Below are 26,530 nucleotides of genomic sequence, written 5' to 3' on the forward strand. Positions count from 1 at the left end.
TGGTCTTTTTTTAATGAAGTGAGATGACAAATGGAAAACAATGAAAAAAATGAAAGAGGGAGACTTACAGATGAACAAGCTTTAAAAATGTTCAAAGAAGAAAATTTAGACCTGACACTTGACCAAGCAAGGATAATCTTGGAATTTATGCGCAAACTAGCGAGTATAACAGTATCTAATTTTTTAAATCAACAAAATGAAACAAATAGCAGACCTTTATGTGAGAGTGAGTACGGACGAGCAAGCCGACAAAGGATATTCACAAAGAAATCAAGAAGAAGTGCTAAAAAAATACTGCCAGATAAATAACATTGCAGTACGGGATGTTATTTATGAAGATCATTCTGCCAAAACATTTCTAAGACCAAAGTGGAAATTGTTATTGGTTAACTTAAAAAGATTTAAAAATAAAACGGATTTACTTTTATTTACCAAATGGGATCGATTCAGTAGAAATGCAGGAGACGCTTATCAAATGATTAGCACCTTAAGAAAACTTGGAGTTGAGCCACAAGCCATAGAACAGCCTTTAGATTTATCTGTTCCTGAAAACAAAATGATGCTTGCCTTTTATTTGGCTGTTCCAGAGGTAGAAAATGATAGAAGGGCGTTAAATGTTTTTCATGGTATGCGTAGAGCAAAGAAAGAAGGAAGATATGTCAGTCAAGCTCCAATAGGATATGCAAACAGATCAAAAGAAGACGGCAGTAAATATATTGCAATTAAAGAGCCTGAGGCATCTATCATGCGTTGGGCATTTAATGAAATTGCAAAAGGTATTTTCAGTACTGAGGATATTCATCGACTGGCAAGGAAAAAAGGCATAAAAACAGGAAAGCACAGCTTTTGGCTTGCAGTTAGAAATCCTTTGTACTGCGGAAAAATAAAAGTTCCTCAGTATAAGGATGAAGAGAGCTATTTTGCCAATGGACAGCATGAAGCAATTATCAGCGAGGAATTGTTTTATAAAGTTCAAGATGTAGTGGACGGAAGAAAGAAAGTAATTCGTGCAAAAGTTGAAACTATCTTAGAACTACCTTTAAGAGGGTTTTTAATATGTCCAGTTTGTGGAAAAGTGTTGTCTGGAAGCAAATCAAAAGGACGCAATAAATATTACGCATATTACCATTGTTATAAAGGTTGTACCTATCGCTCAAATGCGGATGATATAAATCAAATGTTTATAAAGGAACTTTTAAAATATGCTCCAAAACGACAATATAAAAAAGTTTATAGTATCATAATTCTAGAAGCTTATAAAGAACAAACAAAGGAAAGACAAAATGAAAAGGCTCAGCTATTAAAGCAAATAAAGGATTATGAAGGTAGATTAAGTAAGGCCCGAGATTTACTAATGACAAATCAAATTGACTCAGCAGACTACAGAGATATAAAATCTGATTATGGAGAGACATTAGCAAGGCTTCAAGCAAGATACTCAGGAATCGATACTGATCAAGATGATATTGAAAAATTACTTAATCAGGGAATTGAAAATTTGCTTAGGATTCATTCTATCTACGATGATTCTGAATTTGTGGCATGCAGAGATTTGATTGGTTCAATATATCCTGAGAATTTGATATATGATGGAATTGGATTTCGAACCACAAGAATCAATGAAGCGGTACAGCTAATGTACCTGATTAATGAGCAGTTAGACTCAAATAAAAAAGAGACAAATCAGAATATTTCTAACTTGTCTCTTATGGTGGGCGATGAGGGGTTCGAACCCCCGACCCCCTCGGTGTAAACGAGGTGCTCTGAACCAGCTGAGCTAATCGCCCTAAACAATGCAGTCATTTTCATTTCCTTATTGCGAGTGCAAATATACAGTTAGAAATCGTATCTGCAAGTAAAACAGTAAAAAAAAATAATAAAATATTGACCTTATTTACTTTTAAGCTCTATAATAGCACTTTATGTTAGTCATGAAAGGTTACTATTTTTTGTATTGATTCGTTATAGTCTTACATTTGCGACATAAACAATAGATAATGGCCAGGTTCAAAGAAAACGATTTACCAAAATCAAAAATTACTGCAAGTTCACTCAATAAAGCGACTCTAATCTTTCAATATGCGGGAAATCACCGTTGGAAATTTTATGTAGGTTTAATTTTTTTATTATTTACTGGAGCGACCGCTTTAGCTTTTCCAAAATTAATGGGAATGCTTATCGATTGTGTGAAAAACAAAGATAACTCTCAGGCCAATATGATTGCAGGAGGACTAATTGTAATCTTATTTCTTCAATCTATTTTTTCATTTTTCAGATTGTATTTATTTGTCAATTTCACTGAAAACACCTTGGCTAATCTTAGATTGGCTTTGTATAGTAATTTGGTAAAACTACCCATGTCTTTCTTCTCGCAAAAGCGTGTTGGGGAATTAAACAGCCGAATCAGTTCTGATATAACTCAAATACAAGACACTTTAACTTCTACAATTGCCGAATTCTTAAGACAATTTATTTTAATCATTGGAGGCGTTCTTTTATTGGCAAATGAAAGTATCAAATTAACGTTATTAATGCTGTCCGTAGTTCCTCTTGTCGCTGTGGCAGCTGTAATTTTTGGACGATTTATTCGAAAATATTCAAAAAACGTTCAAGATAAAGTAGCCGAAAGTCAGGTTATTGTTGAAGAAACCATGCAAGGTATCAGTATTGTTAAGGCTTTTGCCAATGAATGGTACGAAATTGCCCGTTATAACGGAAAAATAAAGGAAGTCGTTAAAATTGCCATTAAAGGTGGAAAATATCGAGGTTACTTTGCTTCATTTATCATATTCTGTCTCTTTGGCGCCATAGTTGCCGTAGTTTGGTTTGGTGTTCGATTGAGCATTAGTGGCGAAATGAGCGTGGGACAATTGATTTCGTTTGTACTGTATTCCACTTTCGTTGGAGCTTCTTTTGGAGGAATTGCAGAGCTTTATGCCCAAATCCAAAAAGCGATTGGCGCAACAGAAAGAGTTTTTGAATTATTGGATGAAACTCCTGAAAAAATTAATTCAGTTCAAAATATTGCTGAAACCCAGAAAATAAAAGGCAATGTTACGTTCAAAAATGTAGCATTCAGCTATCATTCCCGAAAAGAAATTAAAGTATTGAAAGACGTCAGTTTTACTGCCAATTTTGGTCAAAAAATTGCCATTGTAGGTCCAAGTGGAACCGGAAAATCGACTATTGCATCTCTATTATTGCGTTTTTATACTATTGATGAAGGAGAAATATTGATTGATGGAAAAAATATTTATGATTTTGATTTAGAAAACCTTCGTGGAAGCATGAGTATTGTACCGCAAGATGTAATCTTATTTGGAGGAACCATAAGAGAAAATATTGCTTATGGAAAACCAAATGCTACCGAAGAAGAAATTGTTACCGCTGCAAAACAAGCTAATGCTTATAATTTTGTCGAAAGTTTCCCTGAAAAATTTGAAACGATTGTTGGAGAAAGAGGAATTAAACTTTCCGGAGGACAAAGACAACGTATTGCTATTGCCAGAGCTTTATTGAAAAACCCAAGTGTTTTGATTCTGGATGAGGCCACATCATCATTAGACAGCGAAAGTGAAAAACTAGTTCAAGAAGCCTTAGAGATTTTAATGCAAGGAAGAACCAGTATTATAATTGCGCACCGTCTTTCGACAATTCGCAGTGCAGATCAAATTTTGGTTTTGGATAAAGGAAAAATTACAGAACAAGGAACGCATAAAGAATTGATAGCCTTAGAAAATGGTATCTATAAAAATTTAAGTAATCTGCAGTTTAGCAATTCTTAAATTTCATTATTTTTTGACATAAAAAAACTCCATTCTATAAGCTGAATGGAGTTTTTTTTTTATGGATTTAATGTAACTGAATTCTATAAACTGAACACTGATTTCTATTTCCCTTTTCTTCTATTTCTTTCTGCTTTAATCATCGATAATTCACGACTGGTTTGTCCCGCAACAGAAGTGTTTTCTTCCGCACGACGAATCAAGTACGGCATCACATCTTTTACCGGACCAAACGGCAAATATTTAGAAACATTGTATCCATGAGCGGCTAGATTGTAGCTGATATTATCACTCATTCCGTACAATTGACCAAACCAAATTCTATCATCATTCGTTTTAATTCCTTTTTCCTGCATCAATTCCATTAGAGTATACGTGCTTAACTCATTGTGGGTTCCTGCAAAAATAGACATCGCATCTAAATGCTCAATCATATAGCGAACTGCGACGTCATAATTTTCATCCGTTGCTTCTTTTGAAGCGCATATTGGCGATGGATATCCTTTTTCTTCTGCACGTGCAATTTCTTTTTCCATGTATGCACCACGAACCAATTTCATTCCAATGAAGAATTCCTCTTTTTTGGCTTGTTCGTGTAATTTTTTCAGATAATCCAAACGATCCCAACGATACATTTGCAACGTATTGAAAACAATAGCTTTCTCTTTATTGTATTTACGCATCATTTCGGTAACTAAATCATCCGCTGCATCTTGCATCCAACTTTCTTCACCATCAATCAGCAAGGCAACATTTTTAGAATGAGCATCTTTACAAACCAAATCAAAACGGGCCACTACTCTATTCCATTCAGCTTGTTCTTCAGAAGTTAACGTTTGTTTTTCTCCCAATTTCTCATACAATTCAAAACGACCAAAACCGGTTGGTTTAAAAACAGCAAAAGGAATCGCTTGACGTTCTTTGGCAAATTCAATGGTTTTTAAGGTCATTTCAAGCGCAGCATCAAACTGTTCTTCTTCCTCTTTTCCTTCTACAGAATAATCCAAAACAGATGAAACCCCTTTGGTATACATTTTATCAACCACAGAAAGGCAGTCCACTTCATTTACTCCACCACAAAAATGGTCAAAAACAGTAGCTCGGATCAGACCTTCAACAGGAAGATTCGCTTTAAGGGCAAAATTAGTAACCGCAGTTCCGATTCGAACTAGAGGTTGATTATCAATCATTTTGAAAAGAAAATAAGCTCTATCAAGTTCAGTATCACTTTTTAATGAAAAGGCAACTTGAGTATTATTGAATATTTTTTCCATTATTTGTTAAATTTTTGTACAAATATAGACAGAGTTTTTGAATATTATTTAGCAAAAATTGCCTTATTTTGCGGTTCCAATTAATCCATACAGATGCAATCAATTCAAGCCAACAGTTATCCGATTCATTTCAACGAAAAAGGATATGAAGCGTTAAACCTTCATTTGACAGAAAATAAGTATTCAAAACTTTTTATTATTGTAGACAGTAATACTAATGAATTTTGCATACCAAAATTCCTCCCTTTTTTAGAAACTGATCTTACTATTGAAATCATTGAATTTGACGCGGGTGAAGAAAATAAAAATATTGAGACTTGCGTCCAAATTTGGAATGTATTAACGGAACTTGGTGCTGACAGAAAAAGTGTTGTAATTAATCTGGGTGGCGGTGTTGTTACTGATTTAGGTGGGTTTGTTGCTTCAACATTCAAACGTGGAGTTGATTTTATTCACATTCCTACCACGCTCCTATCGATGGTTGATGCATCTGTAGGTGGAAAAAACGGGGTTGATTTAGGGAATTTAAAAAACCAAATTGGCGTTATAAACGTGCCAATAATGGTGCTTATCGATACCCAATATCTTGAAACAGTACCACAAAATGAAATGCGTTCCGGTCTTGCAGAAATGCTGAAACACGGTTTAATATATGATAAGGTATATTGGGAGCAATTCTTGGATTTGAAATCCATAGATTTTGCTGATTTTGATGCATTTATTTACCGTTCTGTCGAAATAAAAAATGAAATTGTAATACAAGATCCTACTGAAAAAAACATTCGAAAATCATTGAATTTTGGTCACACTCTGGGCCATGCCATTGAAAGTTATTTTCTGGAAAATGAAAATAAAACCACTTTGTTACACGGAGAAGCGATTGCCGTTGGGATGATATTGGAAAGTTACATTTCATTGCATAAAAATTTAATCAGTCCAGAAGAATATTCTCAGATAAAATCATGCGTAAAATCTATATATGACACCATTATTTTTGAGAAAAATGACATCGAACCTATCCTGGAATTACTGATACACGACAAAAAAAATGAGTATGGAAACATACAATTTGCTTTAATAGAAGGTATCGGGAAAATAAAAATCAATCAATCTGTTGAAAATGAATTAATTCTTGAAGCGTTTCAGGATTATAAATCTTAATTATTTTTTATAAAAAGGATTGCATTGCGTATATAATATTTTTTACATTTGCATCGATGAAAAAAAGTCAAAACAAGCGAAATTATAGTTCTAATAAAACCCGAAACAATATGTCTTTTTTAAGAATATTGAAGAGGTTTTATTCTATTAAAGGAAACTTTAGTTTTGATATTTTCCAGTACATGAAAGCAGAAAACGAGAAGCTTCAGATCGTTTATGCAAATATCAGAGTTTGAATTTTAGATTAAGTTATTGTACACTATTCTAATCTATAATTCTAAAACATAATGAATACAAAATATTCTGATTTAATCAATCAAACCTATTACTTTCCACAAGAAGAATTTACTTTAAACAAAGATAATCTTCAGTTTCACAATATTGATTTGATGAAACTAGTAGAGAAATATGGTACGCCTTTAAAATTCACTTATTTACCTCAAATTTCCAACAACATCAACAAAGCCAAAAGCTGGTTTCGTAAATCAATGGAGAAAAATAAGTATGAGGCAAAATATTACTATTGCTATTGTACTAAAAGTTCTCATTTTGAATATATAATGAATGAGGCTTTTAAGAATAACATCCACATTGAAACGTCATCTGCTTTTGACATTAATATTGTTGAAAACTTATTGGCAAACGGTAAAATCAATAAAAGCACGTATGTAATTTGTAATGGTTTCAAAAGAGACCAATATATTGACAACATAGCGCGGCTTATTAATACGGGTCATAAAAATACGATTCCAATTATTGACAATTACGAAGAACTTGATCTACTTCAAGGTCAGATAAAGAGTAAATTCAAGATAGGAATTAGAATCGCTGCGGAAGAAGAACCTAAATTTGAGTTTTATACTTCAAGATTGGGAATCGGATACAAAAACATTGTTCCGTTTTACAAAAAAGAAATCAAAGAAAATAAGAAACTGGAACTGAAAATGTTGCACTTTTTTATCAATACAGGTATCAATGACAATGCCTATTACTGGAATGAATTAGTAAAATGTATCAAGGTTTACGTGGCATTGAAAAAAGAATGCCCTACTCTTGACGGATTAAATATTGGTGGTGGTTTTCCAATAAAAAACTCATTGGCATTTGAATATGATTATCAATATATGATTGACGAAATCATCAATCAGATAAAAATAGCTTGTGATGAAGCTGAAGTTGATGTTCCAAATATTTTTACTGAATTTGGTTCGTATACTGTAGGTGAAAGCGGCGGAGCTATTTACCAGATATTGTATCAAAAACAACAAAATGACAGAGAAAAGTGGAACATGATTGACTCTTCTTTCATCACTACTTTACCGGATACTTGGGCTATAAACAAACGTTTTATCATGCTGGCAGTCAACCGTTGGAATGAGACTTATGAAAGGGTTTTATTGGGCGGAATGACCTGTGACAGTGATGATTATTACAATTCAGAACAAAACATGAATGCCATCTATTTGCCAAAGTATAATAAAGAAAAACCATTATATATTGGATTTTTTAATACTGGAGCCTATCAGGAAACTATAGGTGGTTACGGTGGCTTACATCACTGTCTGATTCCTCAACCCAAACATATTTTAATTGATCGTGATGAAAATGGAATTTTGGCAACTGAGGTTTTCTCAGAACAACAAACCTCTGAAGACGTCTTGAAAATATTAGGTTATGATAAGAAAAAATAAATTCACAATAATTCAATTAGTCAATTTAAAAATTCGTTAAATTTGAGATACTATTCTTAACGTGATGATTTTTAAGTATTTAAATTTTAAAAAATGAGCAAAGGACCAATCAGTCAGTTTATTGAAAAGCATTATTTGCATTTTAATTCTGCATCTTTAGTTGACGCAGCTAAGGCTTACGAACAACAATTAGCCAATGGTGCAAAAATGATGGTGAGCATGGCTGGAGCTATGAGTACAGCAGAGATTGGAAAGATTTTTTCCGAAATAATTCGTCAGGACAAAGTTCATATTATTTCTTGTACCGGTGCAAATCTTGAAGAAGATATCATGAATTTAGTAGCTCATTCTCATTATGAAAGAGTACCTAATTACCGTGATTTGACACCTCAAGACGAATGGGATTTACTGGAAAGAGGCTTAAACCGGGTTACAGATACTTGTATTCCAGAGCACGAAGCATTCCGTCGTTTGCAAAAGCATATTTACAAAATCTGGAAAGATGCTGATGACAAAGGCGAAAGATATTTTCCGCATGAATTTATGTACAAAATGTTACTTTCAGGTGTTCTTGAAGAATATTATGAAATTGACTTAAAAGACAGTTGGATGTATGCAGCTGCTGAGAAAAATTTACCTATTATTGTACCGGGATGGGAAGACAGTACCATGGGAAATATATTTGCATCGTATGTAATTAAAGGAGATTTGAAAGCTTCTACAATGAAATCCGGTATCGAATATATGGTTTTCTTGTCAGATTGGTATCCAAAAAACAGTACAAACGGTGTAGGTTTTTTTCAAATTGGTGGTGGTATTGCTGGAGATTTTCCAATATGTGTGGTACCAATGTTGTACCAAGATATGGAAATGCATGACATTCCGTTTTGGAGTTATTTCTGTCAGATTTCAGATTCAACAACCAGTTATGGTTCATATTCTGGAGCGGTGCCAAATGAAAAAATTACTTGGGGTAAATTAGACATTAAAACACCTAAGTTTATTATTGAGTCCGATGCTACCATTGTAGCACCTTTAATTTTCGCTTATTTATTAGATTTATAGAATATTTTATGAAAAGAGTAATTGTTGATTACGCAAAACTTACCAATGAAATTTTAAACCTATTGGTGGATAAATTTCCAGATGGTTATGATGATTCAAACATTATTAGTTTTAGAAACGCTAAAAATGAATTGGTTGAAGCAGTTGAAGTACGAACTGAAGACACTATTTATTTAGTAAAAGTGAGTACTAAACTTGCTGATAGAATTGAAAATTATGATGAAGATGACGAAATAATCATTGACGATGTTGTTGAACCAATTAAAGGTCTTGATTTAGACGACGATATTGAAGATGACGACGACGATGATGACGCTATCGATAAACCGGATTCAGATTCAGGAGATGATGAAGATGATGAAGATTCAGACGAAAAAGATTTTTCGGATGAAAATGATGACGAAGATGATGAGGATTAAGTAATCCCATTTTTAAATAAATTAGAAAAAGGAACTCACCAAACGAGTTCCTTTTTTTATTACTTTAGGATTCAAAATATACGCCAAAATGACAAATCAAATTTTACACGCCAAACTAAAGGAAAACTTTGGTTTTGAAAAATTCAGACCCAACCAAGAAGACATTATAAATTGTATTCTTTCTGGACAAGATACTCTGGCAATTATGCCAACAGGAGGTGGAAAATCAATCTGCTTTCAGTTACCCGCATTAATTTTCCCAGGAATTACAATCGTAATTTCACCACTTATCGCTTTGATGAAAGATCAGGTCGACAGTTTAAAAGCCAATGGAATCGAAGCCTGTTTTATAAATAGCAGTCAAACCGAAGATGAACGGCAATTTTATATGGAGCGTTTAAAATCTAACGTAATTAAGTTAGTCTACATCGCTCCGGAAAGCTTGTCTTTTCTGGACAACCTTTTTAATAGTTTAATTATAAGTCTTATCGCTATTGACGAGGCGCATTGCATTTCGGCTTGGGGACATGATTTCCGACCAGCTTACACAAACTTAGGATATCTGAAAAACCGCTTCCCTTCTACTCCAATCTTAGCTTTAACTGCTACAGCCGATAAAGCTACACGTAAAGATATTAGCCAGCAATTAAATCTAATAAATCCTAAAATTTTCGTCGCTTCTTTTGACAGAAAAAACTTGAGTTTAGAGGTGCGTCCCGCTTTAGACAGAGTAAAACAAATTATAGATTTTATCCAAGAAAAGCCAAATGAATCTGGAATTGTATACTGCCTAAGCAGAAAAACGACGGAGGAACTTGCTGAAAAACTACAAAAAACAGGCATTAATGCAAAAGCGTATCATGCCGGTTTAGACAATAAAATTCGTTCCAAAACTCAAGACGAATTTATCAATGATGACTGCCAAGTGGTTTGTGCAACCATTGCTTTTGGAATGGGAATTGACAAATCAAATGTTCGTTGGGTAATTCATTATAATTTACCTAAAAATATTGAAGGATATTATCAGGAAATTGGTCGTGCCGGACGAGATGGCTTGCCATCAGAAACAGTATTATTCGAAAGCTACGGCGATATGATTCAATTGCAAAAATTTGCTTCTCAAGGTTTGAATGCCGAAGTGCAACTGGCCAAACTCGAAAGAATGAAGCAATATGCAGATGCATTGAGTTGTCGCAGAAAAATATTGCTTTCCTATTTTGGAGAATTGGTTACAGAGAATTGCGGGAATTGTGATATTTGCAAAAATCCACCTTTATTTTTCGATGGAACTACAATTGCTCAAAAAGCATTATCGGCAATTATTCGTTTGCAGGAAACGGAACCACTACCGGTAATCATTGACTTTTTACGCGGTTCTAAAAATGCTTATATTTATGAGAAAGAATACCAAAACTTGAAAACGTATGGAGTTGGCGCTGGCCTTTCATGGTTTGATTGGAATCAATATTTAATCCAACTCATCAATTTAGGCTATTGTGAAATCGCTTTTCATCAACAAAACAAAATCAGATTAACAGCCTTTGCCAAAAAAGTTTTATTTGAAGGCGAAAAAGTACAATTAACGACGGTTCAAAAAATCAATATTGACAAACAAGAAGTCAAAGAAACGAAAAGCAAATCGGTTGCAAATTCACTTTTTGAAACGTTACGAAAATTACGTTATGAAATCTCCAAAGAAGAAGAAGAAGTTCCTGCTTATGTAATTTTTAGCGATGCGGCTTTACGCCAAATGGAAACCGAAAGACCTATGAGTGACCAGGAATTATTAACGATTGATGGCGTTGGGAAAGCAAAACTGGAAAAATATGGAAATGCCTTTATAAAAGCTATCATTGATTTTCAAAAATCTAAAGTTGTTAGAAAAAAGAAAGAAGCCACTACCTATAAAGAAACATTAGAATTATATAAAAATGGATTGTCAGTCGAGGAAATCGCTCAAAAAAGAAAATTAGGATTAAGCACCATCATATCTCACTTAGCCAAACTATATGTTGACGGAGCTGACATAAATTTGAATCCGTTTATCTCAAAAGAAGAAGTTTTACAAATTGCCGAAGCGCAAATAAAACTGGAATCACCAAATGTCTTGAAACCCTATTTTGATTATTTTGAAGAAAAAATAGATTATGGAAAAATTCGGTTAGCATTAGCCATACTCGAAAAAGAAAACGCAGTACTTTAAATCTTAATATGATACAATCCTTTCCACCTTTTGTGAATTATCAAACCGAAATTTTGATTTTAGGAACTATGCCAGGCATCGCTTCACTGGAGAAACAAGAATATTATGCGCACCAAAGAAATCATTTTTGGAAAATAATGTACACACTGTTGGATAATTTACCAATCTCTGAAATTTTCGAAGAAAAAATACAATTACTACAAGCGAATAAAATTGGACTTTGGGATGTTTTAGAAAATTGCGAAAGAAAAGGAAGTCTGGATATTCATATCAAAAATCAAAAGGAAAATGATTTTGAAAAGTTGTTCAAAGAATTTAACGGAATCACTACAATCATTTTTAACGGAAAAGAAAGTCATAAATACTTTCTAAAAAAATTTGGCCAAATAGAAGGCATCACGTATTATGTGATGCCTTCTACTAGCCCTGCTAATACAATGTCTTTTGAAAACAAATTGAAAATCTGGTCAACTTGTTTCAAATAATCTATAAATACCTTTCTTGAAAAACTTTTTGATGGTGTTTTTGATGACCAATTGTCACAAAACCTAATGCACGAACTGAAATTTCTTTATTAGAAGCAACCCCAATTCTTTTTAGTTGTTCATCTGAGAAGCTTTTATAAAGTAATATAGTAGATTGTCTTACTGCAGAAAATTCTGTCAACAAATCTTGAATACTTCTTTCGTTTGCATTCGTGTTTTCTACATAATCATTTTCTTCAAAACCGGGTAATGGTGTTTTATCATTTCTGGAAATTCGTAAAGAACGATAAGCAAAAATACGTTCCGCATCAATTAAATGTTGAGTAATATCTTTAATTGTCCACTTTCCTTCTGCATAACGAAAACCAAATTTATCCATCGGAATATTTTGAACAAATTTGATGAAATCGTGCAAACAAATTTCTAATTCTTCAATCAATTCAACATTTGCTGCTGCTTGAATGTAGGTCGAAAAATGACCTGCATATTCGTTTACGGGTAATTGGTTTGAATTCATTTTTATTGGTTTAAATGTTAATACAATTTAAGGTTTTATTTTTTTAAGCGGAATTTCTACTCGCATTTGTATTTCCAAAAAGAGAACGGGTTACAATTTTTTCATACACTTTTATTAAAGCTTCATCTGGCTTATCCTCTTTGTTTAATTCATTTATACGAAGTAGTGCGTATTGTTGTATTGTTAACAATGGCAATACAATACGCTCTCTTATTTGTATGGATGCTTTACCATCAGGGTAATTCTCCATAAGCTCTTTATGACCCGCAATTTTCAAAAGCAATCTTTTTGTTTCTAAAAATTCGTCATAAATTATTTGCCAAAAAGCACCAAATTGAGGATCTTTTTTCATGTAAGCCGTTAATGGGAAAAATGATTTTGCCAATGACATCATACTGTTTTCTAACAAAGTTTTAAAGAACAAAGAATTGTCATATAAATCCTGGACTTTATCCCATTGATCCGTATCTTCGAAATACTTTAGAGCAGTCCCTACTCCGAAAAACCCGGGTACATTTTGCTTCAACTGACTCCAAGAACCCACAAAAGGAATCGCTCGCAAATCAGCAAAATCTAAATGCTCGGATTTACTTCTTTTGGATGGGCGACTTCCAATATTAGTTTTTGCATAATATTTCAACGTACTCATTTGCTCCAAATAAGGTATGAATTTAGGATGGTTTTTGAAACTCAAATACTTTTCATATCCTAAGCCAGCCAATTGATCTAAAATATCTTTTTCCTCAGTTGTCAATTCATTTTGTCCTTTACTAAAAACCTGATTAGTTACACCAGCACTCAATAAATTCTCTAAGTTATATCGGCATGAATCTAACGTTCCAAAATTAGAACTAATCGTTTGCCCTTGCACCGTAACCTGAATCTCATTATTTTCAATATTTGGACCCAATGATGCGTAGAATTTATGTGTTTTTCCACCACCACGAGCCGGCGGTCCACCACGACCATCAAAGAAAATCGCTTTTACACCATATTTCCTAGAGATTGCAGTAAGCTCCTCTTTAGCTTTGTAAATACTCCAGTTCGCCATTAAATACCCACCATCTTTTGTACCATCAGAAAAACCGAGCATTATAGTTTGCTTCATATTTCTATTGGTCAAATGTTCAGCATACGCAGGATTCGTATACAATTTCTCCATGATTTCATGCGCATTTTGCAAATCATCAACAGATTCGAAAAGCGGAATAATATCAACGGATGGATTTTCCCAATTACTCAAACGGAACAAAGCAAAGGTTTCCATTACATTCAACGCGCTTTCATTATTGCTTATGATATAACGGTTTGCCCCAAATTCTCCATTATTTTCCTGAATCGTTTTAATCGCCTGAATAGATTCAATCGTAGATTTGGTCATTTCATTTTCAAATGCATTCGAATCAAGATTACCTCTAACTTTAGACAATACCGAAAACTTCTCCTCTTCAGAAAGCTCATAATAATTCTTAGGAAAAACTAATGTATTTGAATTCGAATACAATCCCACTACATCTTTAAACACAGCATCATGTATCTTACTGTTTTGGCGAATATCTAAAGACGCAAAATGAAAGCCAAACAGATTCACTTTTATAAGAAGTCCGTCTATTTCATCTAAATATAAAGATTGATGTTGGTCAATTACTATCTGTTTTATTTTATTCAATTGGGATTTAAACTCATCCAAAGTGATAAAAATTTCACCTTTAGAATAAAAAACAGACCTGTAAAGTTTTTGTTCTAATTCTGTAACCAAAGCATCTACACCAGAGAAGGTTAACTTTCTTTTTAAATTTCTTATCTCTATGTAATAGCATTTCAAAATGGAAGTTCGCAAACGCTCCGCTACTTTCAAAGTAATCTCCGTTGTTACAAATGGATTTCCATCACGATCACCACCGGGCCAAAATCCAAGTTTAATCAATGGATTTTTTATCGAATTTCCACTAAAAATATTCTTTTGAAGATAATGTACCATCTCTCCGGAAGTTTGATAAAATACATTCTCAAGGTACCAGATTAAACTAACCGCTTCATCAAAAGGATTTGGTTTTTCATTTTGAATAAAAGGAGTTTTACCCAATTGAGCCAACAATTGCTTGATATCAAGTAAGTCATTTTTTCGGATAGCTTCCGTTAAATCATTGATAATTCCAAGAACAGCTCCTGGATAAAATTGCGTAGGATGCGCCGTCAAAACCGTTCTTACATTGAAATCCTCCAGAAAAGCAATCAACTCCTCTTCCTTGTCTTTAGCATCTGATTTTTCTTTGATATCCCTCAACGAACCTCTTCCTTCCATATTATTAACAACAGGAAAAGCAGCATCTTCAATAGCATCAAATAAAACGATTTGGCGTTCAATATATTGAATAAAACGAAACATCAAATCAATTTTATCCGTTTCTGAAGCACTATGCAAATATCTTTTAGCAAAAAAATCGACTATCTCCTTAGGAGTTTCCTGCTTTTTGAAACCAATTTCGCAAACATCTGTAAATAAAGGAAGTAAAACCCCAGTATTATCAATAGAATCGAAGGGTAATGTAATAAAAACACTATTATAAATGTGGTATTTCGAAAGAACGTCCTGATTGAAACGTTCAATTTTTGGCAGCGTGTACATAATCAGTTGTAGTTGGTTTAGTTAGTTAATTTGTCATAAAAAAACCCCAAGAATTAACTTGAGGTTATATTTATAATATAGCGCATTCAAGATTAATTACATATTTTTAAAAATAGTATGCATCAAGCGCTTCTTATCATTTATGCTTTCCTCAAGTGAGATCATAGTTTCAGTTCTGTAAACACCATCAATATCATCAATCATAAAGATAACATCTTTAGCGTGCTTCGTGTCTTTAGCTCTAATTTTACAAAAGATATTAAATTTCCCTGTAGTAACAGAAGCCACCGTCACAAATGGAATTTCATTAATCCGCTCTAAAACAAATTTTGTTTGAGACGTATTGTTTAGAAAAACACCAACATAAGCGATAAAAGAATATCCTAATTTATCATAATCAAGAACCAATGAAGATCCCATGATAATACCGGCATCCTCCATTTTTTTTACTCTAACATGAACAGTTCCTGCAGAAATCAATAATTTTTTTGCAATATCCGTAAATGGAACTCTTGTATTATCTATCAACATATCTAAAATCTGGTGATCTACTTCATCTAAACGAAATTTACTCATAATTCTTAAATTAATATTATTAATTGCTATAACAAAGCATAAAAATATACATAAAAACAACAAAAAGACATAAATATTATATTTTTATCATTCCGTTAACAAATTTTATGTTATTATCTAAATAAAAATCAGCTTTTTGATTTAATTTAGGAATATTATCCAAATCATCTTTATATAAAGCTCCTTTAGCATCGTATTCAAAATGACCAAAATAATTTTCTAAATCTCCTATTTGTGAAATATAGGCATTAAAACAAATCTGATTTTCAATTAACTCTTCTTTGTATTGTGATGCAAAATTGGTGATTATTTCAATACCATCATAATTTATTTTGATGTTTTTATATATAAAATCATAAAAAACGACTTTATTCTGAGAAATATTCAAATATTTCTTAATTCCGTTGCTAACTATATCGTTTTCGCAAAGTATGGTAAAACTCGAAATTAGCGCCATAAAAACATATTTACGTGTTTCTTCTCTTTCATAATCATTTGCAAAATGCCCCGCTTCAAACAATAAAGTAGGCACTCCTAAATATTGAAACGTATCTCCAATACAGTTTATATTAAATGAATCATCAAAACGGCCAATTTGATTTGGTAAATACTCCTGAAGTATATCATTTATGCTCGCAATCAAATTAATAGCCTTCAATCTGGATTCATTTATTTCCCGTTCTTCATTATAAGAAGGCGCTAAAAATGACAATGTAGCAGGTTTTCCGGTATCACTAACGCCAAAAATAGTACGCTGATCATGAAGATTAAAGCAATAATCCGGCCCGAAAGACTCAAAAGCCTCTCTTAACAGCTTACTTTCTGGCTGCGTAAGATCTTGTGAATCGCGATTTAAATCAACTTTATTGGCATTTTCTCTTGTATATAATGTTGCGCCATCAGGATTCAACATCGGAATACTGAAAAAAGTAAATGCATTCAGTAATTGTTGTGCCAATTCCGAGCCACTATGCAACACATTTAAAAAGTCAATTAACGCTTTTGTAGTTGTGCTTTCATTTCCATGCATTTGTGACCAAAGGAAAATTTTAGTTTTACCTTCTCCGATTTCATACGAATAAATAGATTTTCCCAAAACTGATTTTCCAATAATTTGAAGCTGATTATTGGTATTTAATTTCTGTAATAAAGGTTCAATCGAATCTAAAGCAATGTAACGGCCATGAATGGTTTCTTCTTTATATTGACTGAATAATTGTTCTAAATTCATGCTGTTTTATTTGATTTACAAAAGTAAACATCTTTGTATTTACATTTGTAAACAGCCTGAATTTAAAATATTTTAACGATGTAAACACTATACTGCGTTTAACTCTAGTAAATCTACTTCTTATAATTGACAATTGTTACTTATTAATAAAGTCAAAGCCATGTATTTATTTATCAACATATTATATTGATTTATATGATTTTAAACTTTAAATAATTTAATCGTGTAAATGCTATTTACAGTTGTGATTTTGGTATTTCATTTTATTTTAATTACATTTGTAAATAGTTAATTTTTAATATTAATTTACAATGGTAAACATAGAAGATTTTATAAAAAGATTAGAAATTATACTGGATTACTACAGTTTGAATGCTTCTTCTTTTGCGGATAAAATTGGCGTACAGCGTTCCAGTTTGTCTCATCTCCTTTCAGGAAGAAACAAACCCAGCTTAGATTTTATCCTTAAAATATTAGACGTTTTCCCCGATATAGATTTGTATTGGATTTTGAATGGAAAAGGAAACTTTCCAAAAAATTCGGAAGAGTTTGATAAAAAAGAGAACAACGTTGAGCAAGTTGTAAAACAAAACATCCCTACTCCATCGAATACTGAAATAATTTCTGAGAATTTATTTTCGGAAATAAAAATCCCAAATCTGATTCCTGCATTGGAAATAAAAAAAGTTGAAAATCAAAACAGTACCAAAGAATCTTATTCTGGTGAAATCGATAAAATCGTAATTTTTTATAAAAATGGAACTTTTAAAAGTTATAATCCTGATTAAAAAAAAGAACCCCAATTCAGATTTCCAAATTGGGGTTATTCAAAAAAATATACTAAAAGGAAATTCTATTTTCTTAAAACAAAAACAGAAGTTACACCAGCTTCGGCTCTTACATTTATTGGAGCAAAATCACCCGAAGCCGCTGGGTAACTATACGTCAAAACTTGTCCACCTGCATTCAATCTTTCGGCAACGTAAATATAATTTGTAGTACTATCATACGCAACATCCACAGGATTTCCCAAAAGTGAATTTGGACCGTATACTCTCACTTGATTTGTTAAAGCAATTGTTCCTGCAGCTGTAGTTGAAGCAAAAACACTAGAGAAATTTTTTATAAAAATTAATCCGCCATCAGTAGCTGAAGTTGCACTGGCAACATCCGTTAAAATCATGACATCATCTGAAGCTGAATATGTAATTCCATGTGTACGGGTTAAACCTGCAATAGTTACACGCTTTGTTGCTACAATAGTACCTGAAGCATTAGTCATAAAGTTCTTGAATTGAATAATATCACCTGTCAAATCAGCTACAGCGTACAAATCATTCCCATCCATGTGTATTCCCCAAAGCTTAAAATCAGTTATAAACGTTTTCATCAATGTAAAACCTACAGCGGTTTTTTGGTAAACAAAAAGTTTGTTAATCAAACCATTTGAAGCCAGTTGATCTTGAGCTACAACTACTACATCACCTGAAACAGCAGTTTCTCTGGCGTTAGTAAATTCGCCAGCCAGACTACTTAATGATAACATCAAATTATCGGTTCCGGCTGTCAGTGCAGTTTTCAATCCGGTATACGTTTCCAATCGATTATTGGTTCTTGAAGCTACAATAACAGCATCTGTATCACTATTATATGAAATCCCTTCTGCATCCAGTGATCCTACCGTAAATGATTTTACCATTGGAGTTGTAGCTAGTAGGTCTAAATAGGTGATTTTTCCCGAAGTATTACTTGAAGTAACCAAAGAAGCCTCTGCAGGAGTACTATCAGAATCGTTATTGTCGCATGAAGCGAAAAGTAGAATCAAAAAAGCGGAGCTAATAAATAAATTTTTCATAATAGTAATTTTTAGATATTCATATTAAATTTACGAAAAATTAACTCTCTTGGTTTTAACTTTTTGATAATATTATGCGTTTTATTACAATGAGTATCCGTTTTCAGGAACTTTACCTTCTACTCCTATGAAATGTTTCTTCAAAATAGCCATGTCATTTTCGATATTGCCAGTAGGTAAAACTGGATTTCCTAAATTCACTTCTTTTTTACCAAAATCAAATGCAACAGGAATTATAGGAACATTTGCTTTCAAGGCAATATAATAAAATCCCGTTTTTAGTTCGCCCACTTTTTTACGGGTTCCTTCAGGAGCAACGGCCAGACGAAAAACTTCTTTTCTTTGAAAAATAGCCGCAATAGAATCGACTTTGTTCAAACCTCCTGAGCGATCCAATGGTTCTCCTCCCATATATCTGAAATAAAATCCAAAAGGAAAACGAAACAATTCTTTTTTACCTACCCAGTTCATTTCTAATCCTGTAATTCCTCTGGTAAAAATCCCCAAATAAAAATCATGGTTGCTCGTATGCGGCATCACCATCATGACACATTTTTTGATATTCGCATCAATAGCCCCAACTATTTTCCAGCCCATGAGCCTGAAAAATATCCATTTGTAAAATTGTTTCTTCATTCTTTATTATTTAGTACAAAATAAATAATTTATATCTTATTTTTGAGTAAAACTGCCACCAATGATTAAAAAAATATTCAGTTATCTAGTTCCAATAAAAATTTATGAGACAAAATCTTCGTTGAGTAAATCGATTGAGGTGACTTGGGCAAATGGGGAATTGGTTTTAGATTCTGAAAATGCAAATTATTCGTATGGCAGTTTGCAACGCATTTTAAGATTAGGATTAAAAAATATTGGTTATGAAAAAATAGTTCCCATGAATCATATTTTAGTTTTGGGAGTTGCCGGCGGAAGCGTTATAAAAACATTGGTGGATGAAATAAAATACAAAGGAAAAATCACTGGAGTAGAAATTGACCCTGAAATAATAAAAATAGCCAACACCTATTTTAAATTGGATGAAGTAAAAAATCTTGAAATTGTAATTGATGATGCCTTTGAATTTGTTTTGAAAACTAAAACCAAATACGATTTAATTATTATTGATATTTTTCAAGACACAACAATGCCCAATTTTCTATTTGAAACTTTTTTTATCAATAGAATTTGCTCACTTTTAAAAAATCGTGGTTTTATTCTTTTTAATACAATGTTATTAAATGAAAGCCAAAATCTGAGGAATAAAAAATACGTCTCTGAGTTTTACGAAAATCAATTTAAAATTAAAACTATTCCTAGACTTGAAGTTCATAATGAATTGATTATCATTGAAAAACTGACATAAAACAGACAATCATATTATGTAATGAATTTTTAATATTCAAAAGCTTAAAACCAATTCAAATGTCCATTAATCATATCCAACTGAACATTCAGAAAGCATCTAAGGAAAATGCCCCAATTTCCATTTCTTCTATCGAGTTTGAAAACAATGACTGGCAATTGCATTCTAATTATTTTGCAATTTTGTGGATTCACAAGGGTACGGGCATAATGGAAACTGATTTTACAAAAACAAAATACTCTGAAAATCAAATTTTTACTTTCAATACTTATCAGGTGTTTGTGTTGCATCCAAAAGTAAAAACATCCGCTTCACTCCTATTATTTCATGCTAATTTCTTTTGCATTGAGACCTACCATCATCAAGTAGGCTGCAATGGTGTATTATTCAATAACATATACGATACCTCAAAAATTAGTATTCCTGAAATGGATAAAACAGAATTGGCTACCATTTTCAATAACATAAAAAATGAAATTAAAGATGAAGAATTGGCTTCAAACGAGTTGGTTTTTTCTTATTTAAAAATATTTCTCATTAAACTCACACGTTTAAAATCAGAAAATGAAGCGCTACAAAGAACTAAAGCTATTGCACTTCCAGATTATTTGATGGAATTAACGATACTGATTAATGAGTATTTTAAAAGCGAACATCAACCCTCTTTTTATGCTGATAAATTAAATCTTACTGTAAAAACACTAAGTAACGTCACTAAACAACATTATCAAAAAACGATTTCCGGCTTAATTCATGAAAAACTAATTTTGAAAGCCAAATGGGAATTGTTGCACACCAACACGCCAATAAAAACCCTTGCTAACCATTTGGGTTTTAAAGACGAATATTACTTCAGCCGTTTTTTTAAAAAACATATTGGACTTTCGCCTAAACACTTCCGTGAAGAGGAATGGAATATCCGAAAAGGTTTTTTGTCCATTCCTTAAGGAAATCTGTCTATTTTTTTAGTGGTTTATTTGAATGAAATTTGCACCATAAAATAAATTAAAAAATATGACCCGATTATTTAATTATGCTGCAAAATTGCAAGAAACAGGAATCCATATCAGCCGATTGGCTTTAATTATTGTATTGGTTTGGATTGGCGGACTAAAAGCTTTTCGATACGAAGCCAGCGGAATAGTACCTTTTGTAGCGAATAGTCCGTTTATGAATTTCTTTTATACCAATGAAACTCCCGATTATAAAACCCACATGAACAAAGAAGGTGAATACAATCCCGAAAACATCCACTGGCATGAAGCCAATAATACTTATGGGTTTTCATATGGTTTAGGAGCTGTAATTGTTGGAATTGGGATTTTAATTGCCCTTTATCCAGTTTCACCAAAATTATCTGCAATTGGAAGTTTTCTAGCCTTCGGAATGTCGTTTGTGACCCTTTCCTTTTTAATTACTACTCCCGAAACCTGGGTTCCAAATTTAGGCGATAGTGAATACGGATTTCCTTATCTAAGTGGAGCTGGTCGTTTAGTTATAAAAGATACAGTAATGATGGGAGCTGCTTTAGTAACGATGAGCCAGGCGGCCAAAAAATATCTGGAAACAAAAAAGAAAAATAAATAATTCTCGGTTAATTTTATAACATGCTCCTTGCTTTTTCTAAATCTTCCGGAGTATCAATTCCGATTCCGACATGTGCGGTTTCAATCATTTTGATGCGCTTTCCAAATTCCAGATAACGCAATTGTTCCAATTTTTCGGATGCTTCCAAAGATTTCATCGGTAAACTATAAAAGTCTAATAACGCTTGTTTTCTAAAAGCATAAATCCCGATGTGTTGCATGTACCGAACGCCCACAGTTGTATCTCTTGGATATGGAATTACTGAACGCGAAAAGTATAATGCAAATCCGTTTTGATCTACCACGACTTTTACATTATTGGGATTATTGATGTCGTCTTCATTAGTGATTTCGCGCATCAAAGAAGCTAAATCCACTTTTTTATTCAAATCATTTCTAAAAACTTCAATCACTTTTGTTAAAGGTTCCTCATCAATAAATGGTTCGTCTCCTTGTACATTGATTACAATATCAACATCCAGATTTTCGACTGCTTCCGCAATTCGATCACTCCCCGATTCGTGCTCTTTGATGCTTCGAATAGCTTTTCCACCGTGAGAAACAATTTCATCATAAATTAAATCGGAATCCGTTACCACAAAAACATCATCAAACAATTGCGTATTTATGGCTGCTTCATAAGTTCTTAAAATGACCGTTTTACCTCCCAAATCCTGCATCAGTTTTGCGGGAAATCGTGTCGAAGCGTAACGAGCGGGAATGACTGCTATTATTTTCATTTTTATATGGAATTGCTAAAGCGCTAAGTTAGTATGTTTTTAGGATTTACAAAATTGTTCTCAATCCTTAAATTTGCTTTGTGATATTCCAAAAACTAATCTTTCTTCTAATTGTAAAACCTAATTTCTCGTATAATTGTATTGCTCCTATATTATCTTCAATCACATGCAAATAAGGCGTTTTATTTTGATTAAAAATTTCATTTACAGTATGGACGACTAATTGTTTCGCATATCCTTTTCCGGTATGATTGGGATGTGTAACTACTGCACTTACTTCAACAAAGTGATTCATTTGCATGCGTTCACCAGTCACGGCAACAAGTTCTCCATTTTTGAAAATACCGTAATAATTGCCTAATAAAGCAGTTTTCTTTTTAAAATATCCCGGTTGCACCAAGTTCACCAACTCATATAAAGCATCAATATGTTCGTCAGTCAGTTTTATGATTTGGTCATTAATTAAAATATCGATTGGATTGTAAACAATCATTTGAAGGCAAACAACTTCTTTATTTAACTTCAATAGATTTGAAAGTTCCGGTTTTTCTCCAACAATAAAAAAATTGTCAACTTTAGCAGAATATTCATCGATAGACTTTGCAATGGCAGTTCCTTTTTCAAAACCACCAAACGGACAATAATCCGGATGATAGAATTTTATATTGCCATAATCTACCGCAAAACTTTGATGCGTTTCTAATAATGAAAACCAAACCGGATTATCTAATTTTTTTTCGTCTTGTGTTTTCACAATAATCGGTTTTGAAGGTTTGTTTTGAAAGAAGAAGTTATATATATTTTGATTAGTTATCACCATTAAACTAGCTAGGGAAACTGATTTCACAATCATTAATCATTCGTAATTATATTTATAAGTTTTATATTCTCCTTTATAAACAAATTCTTTAAATTCTTCAGATGACTTTAAATTTAGAATAGATTTTAAATGTTTATCTGAATAATTGTAGTGCCTTTTATTCAAAAAACCAACAGTTCTAATTGTCGGGTGTTCTAAAATAGGGGTTAAATCTCCATCTAAAATATTAGTATCTACAAACCTGAAATCAACGAGTTTTGGAAAATTACTCAAGAAATTTAAATTTTCAATTGGACCACAAGCATTTAAGCACAAAACCTTTAATTTTTTTAGTTCAAATAGCTCAGCTGTTGGAGTATATTTTTTTGACTGATTAATATGCAAAAATTCTAACGTGTCTTTAAGCGACGAAATATTATAGTCATTTTCCAATTTAGTACAATAATGCAGTTCAAGTCTTTTAAGCTTTTCAAATTTGTTAATACCTGCCAAGTCTTTAAAATTTGCCCAATTCATTTCAAGATATAAAAGCTTACTAGATTTGGGTAAAAGATCAAAAGAAAATCCTTTATACTTAAAATGAAAAGTCATTGCATATTCAACATCTTCAAAATTTAAATTAGAAATAAGATTGTCCTTATAGTTATTGTGAAATAAATTATTCCTTTCTATTTGGTCAAACCAAATTGTATTATACTTCCAATCCATTTAATTTCAGTTATCCAGTTATTGATTTTTTTTACTTTCTCAAATATAAGATTTATTTCACAAAATAATCCTACATAATCTTCACCGAAGTCATGCTCAAGGAACCCGCCAATAATTTATCATTAAACAAACTCAGTTCATCGGCTTTTCCTTTTAATCCCAAAGTATAAATCAAAGGCAAATAATGCTCCGGGGTAGGAATCGCTAATTGAAACGCTTTACTCTGTTTTTCAAAATCAATCAATGGTTGGAAATGTCCGTCCAGTAAATAATTGTTTACCATTTCCCTTGCTTCAATTGCCCAGTCATAACCGTAGTTGTCTTTATCGAAATTGTGATAATCGACCAATCCTAAATTATGAACAATATTCCCACTGCCTACAATCAGAATCCCTTTGGTTCGCAACGCACTTAATTTTTGAGCCAATTCAAAATGGTATTGCCCTGATTTGGTGTAATCAATACTCAACTGAATTACAGGAACATTCGCCTCGGGATATAAATGCTTGATTACACTCCAAGCACCGTGATCCAAACCCCAATGTTCGTCCAGCTCTACTTCTACTGGAGTCAACAATTGTTTTGTTTCTATCGCTAACTCAGGACTTCCTTTTGCAGGATACTCCACATCAAACAACGCTTGCGGAAAACCGCCAAAGTCGTGAATCGTTCGTGGCATTTCCATTGCAGTAACTTTGGTTCCTTTGGTAAACCAATGCGCCGAAATACATAAAATAGCATTTGGTTGTGGTAACGTTTTAGCCAAGTTTCGAAAACCCTTCACAAACTGATTTTCTTCAATCGCGTTCATCGGGCTTCCGTGTCCTAGAAACAACACCGGCATTTTTTCGGTATTCGAAAAAGAACCTGATATTTTATGTAAATCGTTTAGTGTATTCATAATAAATATTTTTTTACCATTAAGAAATTAAGAGTATTTAGGTTTTTCTTAATAAACTTAATTTCTTAATGGTTTAAATTTTAAAAAATTATTCCACAAAATTTTCATCCTTAAAACCTATCAAATATAATTTATTTTTTGCTCTAGTCATTGCAGTATATAACCAGCGAATGTAATCTCTATTAATTCCATCCGGCAAATACGGTTGTTCTATAAAAACGGTATTCCATTGACCACCTTGGGACTTATGACAGGTTATCGCATACGAAAATTTAACTTGTAGTCCATTAAAATATTCGTTGGCTTTTACTTTCTGGAACTGTTTATACTTGGTTTCACCTTCATAATCTTTCAACACTTCCTGATACAATCTATTGGATTCTTCGTATGTCAAAGATGGTGATTCACTTTTTATGGTATCCATTAATAGAACCGTTTCAAACGGAATCTGATTGGGGTAATCAATCATTCGGATTTTTACTTTGGCAAACTTAAAGCCGTACAATTCTTTGATATTGAAAATTTCTAATATTTCGATAATATCACCATTAGCAATAAAACCCGCTTCATCAGAATCTTTCAACCAGAAATAATTGTTCTTCACCACCATCAAAAAGTCGCCTGTGGAAAGTTCACTTTCTTTATCCAGGATTTTGGTTCTGATTTGCTCATTATATTGATTCGCCCTTTTATTGGAACGAACAATAAAAGCGGTGTCTTCGATACTGTAATTACTGTAGGCGGAATTGATGGCATCCTGAATATCGTAGCCATCGGTCAAGCGAACAATATCTTTGAATTTCTTGACATCAAATTTGAATTCATCGATAAAGGAATCTTTCAATAACTCCCGAAGTTCCGTGGCGTTATGCAAAATCCCGGAATTTTCTTCCTGACGCATGACTTCGTCTAACTCAATATGTTCTACTTCTTTATCATAATTCATTCCCAAAGTGCGAATGTCCAACGCCGGGCTGATATCCAAATTCACAGGAGGCAACTGAGCGGTATCTCCCAATAAAATCATTTTGCAATTGGTTCCCGAATACACGTACGAAATCAAATCATCCAATAAGGAACCATTTTCATATAACTTAGAATCGGAATTGGTATCCGAAATCATCGACGCTTCATCGACGATAAAAATCGTGTTCTTATGTTTATTTTGTTGCAACGTAAACGAAACGCCACCACCGGAAGATTTCTTGGGAAAGTATATTTTTTTATGAATCGTAAAAGCCGGTTTATTCGAATAATTGGCAATTACTTTTGCCGCACGACCTGTTGGCGCCAGCAAAACATATTTTTTATTGATGTCCAATAAACTGTTTACAATCGTAGAAATTACAGTTGTTTTTCCCGTTCCAGCATAACCTTTCAAGACGAAGATGGTTTTATTATCGGTTTCGGTTAAAAATATCGCTATTTTTTGAAAAAAAATATCCTGTTTATACGTGGGTTGAAAAGGGAACTTTTTTTGTAAAAGACTATAAAACAGGGAGGAATTCATGTGGAGTTGCT

The 26,530-nt window shown here is 32.8% G+C and carries 25 protein-coding genes and 1 tRNA gene; 13 read left to right on the plus strand and 13 right to left on the minus strand.

Features of this window, described 5'->3' with window-relative positions:
* The first annotated feature begins 30 nt into the window (after positions 1-30).
* Both E0H99_RS15965 and E0H99_RS15970 read left to right on the plus strand, forming a co-directional pair.
* Positions 31-309, plus strand: coding sequence for a hypothetical protein (locus E0H99_RS15965; RefSeq protein WP_131997911.1), 279 nt, complete (start codon positions 31-33; stop codon positions 307-309).
* Complete coding sequence (locus E0H99_RS15970) at positions 197-1,753, plus strand: recombinase family protein (protein ID WP_131998004.1); 1,557 nt, start codon at positions 197-199, stop codon at positions 1,751-1,753. The genes E0H99_RS15965 and E0H99_RS15970 overlap by 113 nt, the downstream gene beginning before the upstream one ends.
* Here the strand turns inward: E0H99_RS15970 and E0H99_RS15975 are convergent.
* A tRNA-Val gene (locus E0H99_RS15975) sits at positions 1,710-1,787 on the minus strand. The two genes, E0H99_RS15970 and E0H99_RS15975, sit on opposite strands and share 44 nt — an antisense overlap.
* A gap of 210 nt (positions 1,788-1,997) precedes the next feature.
* On the opposite strand from E0H99_RS15975, the gene E0H99_RS15980 reads away from it, so the two are divergent.
* Positions 1,998-3,785, plus strand: coding sequence for an ABC transporter ATP-binding protein (locus E0H99_RS15980; RefSeq protein WP_131997914.1), 1,788 nt, complete (start codon positions 1,998-2,000; stop codon positions 3,783-3,785).
* A 104-nt stretch (positions 3,786-3,889) separates the two neighbouring features.
* Here the strand turns inward: E0H99_RS15980 and E0H99_RS15985 are convergent, their stop codons facing one another.
* Positions 3,890-5,059, minus strand: coding sequence for a proline dehydrogenase family protein (locus E0H99_RS15985; RefSeq protein WP_131997917.1), 1,170 nt, complete (start codon positions 5,057-5,059; stop codon positions 3,890-3,892).
* 93 nt (positions 5,060-5,152) lie between these two features.
* Between E0H99_RS15985 and aroB the strand changes: the two genes are divergently transcribed.
* From aroB to E0H99_RS16015, 6 genes are all read left to right on the plus strand, one after another.
* The gene (gene aroB / locus E0H99_RS15990) at positions 5,153-6,220 is read left to right on the plus strand and encodes a 3-dehydroquinate synthase (protein ID WP_131997920.1); all 1,068 of its coding nucleotides are present in this window, start codon (positions 5,153-5,155) and stop codon (positions 6,218-6,220) included.
* 287 nt (positions 6,221-6,507) lie between these two features.
* On the plus strand, positions 6,508-7,911 hold the full coding sequence (locus tag E0H99_RS15995; protein ID WP_131997923.1) for an arginine decarboxylase: 1,404 nt from the start codon (positions 6,508-6,510) through the stop codon (positions 7,909-7,911).
* A gap of 93 nt (positions 7,912-8,004) precedes the next feature.
* Positions 8,005-8,976, plus strand: coding sequence for a deoxyhypusine synthase family protein (locus E0H99_RS16000; protein WP_073208830.1), 972 nt, complete (start codon positions 8,005-8,007; stop codon positions 8,974-8,976).
* 8 nt (positions 8,977-8,984) lie between these two features.
* Positions 8,985-9,395, plus strand: a complete 411-nt coding sequence (locus E0H99_RS16005) for a DNA primase (protein WP_131997926.1) — start codon at positions 8,985-8,987, stop codon at positions 9,393-9,395.
* An 88-nt stretch (positions 9,396-9,483) separates the two neighbouring features.
* Positions 9,484-11,598: a DNA helicase RecQ gene (gene recQ, locus E0H99_RS16010; protein ID WP_131997929.1), complete on the plus strand. Its 2,115-nt coding sequence runs from the start codon at positions 9,484-9,486 to the stop codon at positions 11,596-11,598.
* Between the two features lie 8 nt (positions 11,599-11,606).
* Positions 11,607-12,083: a DNA-deoxyinosine glycosylase gene (locus E0H99_RS16015; protein ID WP_131997932.1), complete on the plus strand. Its 477-nt coding sequence runs from the start codon at positions 11,607-11,609 to the stop codon at positions 12,081-12,083.
* Between the two features lies 1 nt (position 12,084).
* Here the strand turns inward: E0H99_RS16015 and E0H99_RS16020 are convergent, their stop codons facing one another.
* The 4 genes from E0H99_RS16020 to E0H99_RS16035 form a co-directional block, all read right to left on the minus strand.
* A complete protein-coding gene (locus E0H99_RS16020) occupies positions 12,085-12,600 on the minus strand; it encodes a DinB family protein (RefSeq protein ID WP_131997935.1) in 516 nt (171 codons plus the stop codon).
* A 43-nt stretch (positions 12,601-12,643) separates the two neighbouring features.
* Positions 12,644-15,229, minus strand: a complete 2,586-nt coding sequence (locus E0H99_RS16025; RefSeq protein ID WP_131997938.1) for a phosphoenolpyruvate carboxylase — start codon at positions 15,227-15,229, stop codon at positions 12,644-12,646.
* A 96-nt stretch (positions 15,230-15,325) separates the two neighbouring features.
* Positions 15,326-15,805, minus strand: coding sequence for an Lrp/AsnC family transcriptional regulator (locus E0H99_RS16030; RefSeq protein ID WP_072943262.1), 480 nt, complete (start codon positions 15,803-15,805; stop codon positions 15,326-15,328).
* Between the two features lie 76 nt (positions 15,806-15,881).
* Positions 15,882-17,036 (minus strand): M14 metallopeptidase family protein, encoded by a 1,155-nt coding sequence (locus E0H99_RS16035; protein WP_131997941.1) that lies wholly within the window; start codon positions 17,034-17,036, stop codon positions 15,882-15,884.
* A 311-nt stretch (positions 17,037-17,347) separates the two neighbouring features.
* On the opposite strand from E0H99_RS16035, the gene E0H99_RS16040 reads away from it, so the two are divergent.
* Entirely contained in the window at positions 17,348-17,824 is a 477-nt protein-coding gene (locus E0H99_RS16040; RefSeq protein WP_131997944.1) for a helix-turn-helix domain-containing protein, read from the plus strand.
* A 65-nt stretch (positions 17,825-17,889) separates the two neighbouring features.
* Here E0H99_RS16040 and E0H99_RS16045 read toward each other — a convergent pair whose 3' ends face one another.
* Both E0H99_RS16045 and E0H99_RS16050 read right to left on the minus strand, forming a co-directional pair.
* Positions 17,890-18,891 (minus strand): hypothetical protein, encoded by a 1,002-nt coding sequence (locus E0H99_RS16045; protein ID WP_131997947.1) that lies wholly within the window; start codon positions 18,889-18,891, stop codon positions 17,890-17,892.
* 84 nt (positions 18,892-18,975) lie between these two features.
* On the minus strand, positions 18,976-19,527 hold the full coding sequence (locus E0H99_RS16050) for a 1-acyl-sn-glycerol-3-phosphate acyltransferase (protein ID WP_131997950.1): 552 nt from the start codon (positions 19,525-19,527) through the stop codon (positions 18,976-18,978).
* A 61-nt stretch (positions 19,528-19,588) separates the two neighbouring features.
* Between E0H99_RS16050 and E0H99_RS16055 the strand changes: the two genes are divergently transcribed.
* The 3 genes from E0H99_RS16055 (at position 19,589) to E0H99_RS16065 (ending at position 21,841) form a co-directional block, all read left to right on the plus strand.
* Positions 19,589-20,254: a spermidine synthase gene (locus E0H99_RS16055; RefSeq protein ID WP_131997953.1), complete on the plus strand. Its 666-nt coding sequence runs from the start codon at positions 19,589-19,591 to the stop codon at positions 20,252-20,254.
* Between the two features lie 59 nt (positions 20,255-20,313).
* Positions 20,314-21,201: a helix-turn-helix domain-containing protein gene (locus E0H99_RS16060; protein ID WP_131997956.1), complete on the plus strand. Its 888-nt coding sequence runs from the start codon at positions 20,314-20,316 to the stop codon at positions 21,199-21,201.
* Between the two features lie 67 nt (positions 21,202-21,268).
* Positions 21,269-21,841, plus strand: coding sequence for a DUF417 family protein (locus E0H99_RS16065; protein WP_131997959.1), 573 nt, complete (start codon positions 21,269-21,271; stop codon positions 21,839-21,841).
* Positions 21,842-21,854: 13 nt separating this feature from the next.
* Here E0H99_RS16065 and kdsB read toward each other — a convergent pair whose 3' ends face one another.
* The 5 genes from kdsB to E0H99_RS16090 all read right to left on the minus strand — a co-directional run bounded on the left by kdsB (position 21,855) and on the right by E0H99_RS16090 (position 26,519).
* A complete protein-coding gene (gene kdsB / locus E0H99_RS16070) occupies positions 21,855-22,580 on the minus strand; it encodes a 3-deoxy-manno-octulosonate cytidylyltransferase (RefSeq protein WP_131997962.1) in 726 nt (241 codons plus the stop codon).
* Between the two features lie 67 nt (positions 22,581-22,647).
* Complete coding sequence (locus tag E0H99_RS16075; RefSeq protein WP_240723500.1) at positions 22,648-23,334, minus strand: GNAT family N-acetyltransferase; 687 nt, start codon at positions 23,332-23,334, stop codon at positions 22,648-22,650.
* Positions 23,335-23,436: 102 nt separating this feature from the next.
* Positions 23,437-24,108, minus strand: a complete 672-nt coding sequence (locus E0H99_RS16080) for a hypothetical protein (protein WP_131997965.1) — start codon at positions 24,106-24,108, stop codon at positions 23,437-23,439.
* Between the two features lie 70 nt (positions 24,109-24,178).
* Positions 24,179-25,009: a 4,5-DOPA dioxygenase extradiol gene (gene ygiD, locus E0H99_RS16085; protein ID WP_131997968.1), complete on the minus strand. Its 831-nt coding sequence runs from the start codon at positions 25,007-25,009 to the stop codon at positions 24,179-24,181.
* An 88-nt stretch (positions 25,010-25,097) separates the two neighbouring features.
* A complete protein-coding gene (locus E0H99_RS16090) occupies positions 25,098-26,519 on the minus strand; it encodes an ATP-dependent RecD-like DNA helicase (RefSeq protein ID WP_099715613.1) in 1,422 nt (473 codons plus the stop codon).
* Positions 26,520-26,530: the final 11 nt, after the last annotated feature.

Source organism: Flavobacterium sp. GT3P67 (assembly GCF_004349155.1).
Classification (GTDB): domain Bacteria; phylum Bacteroidota; class Bacteroidia; order Flavobacteriales; family Flavobacteriaceae; genus Flavobacterium; species Flavobacterium ranwuense.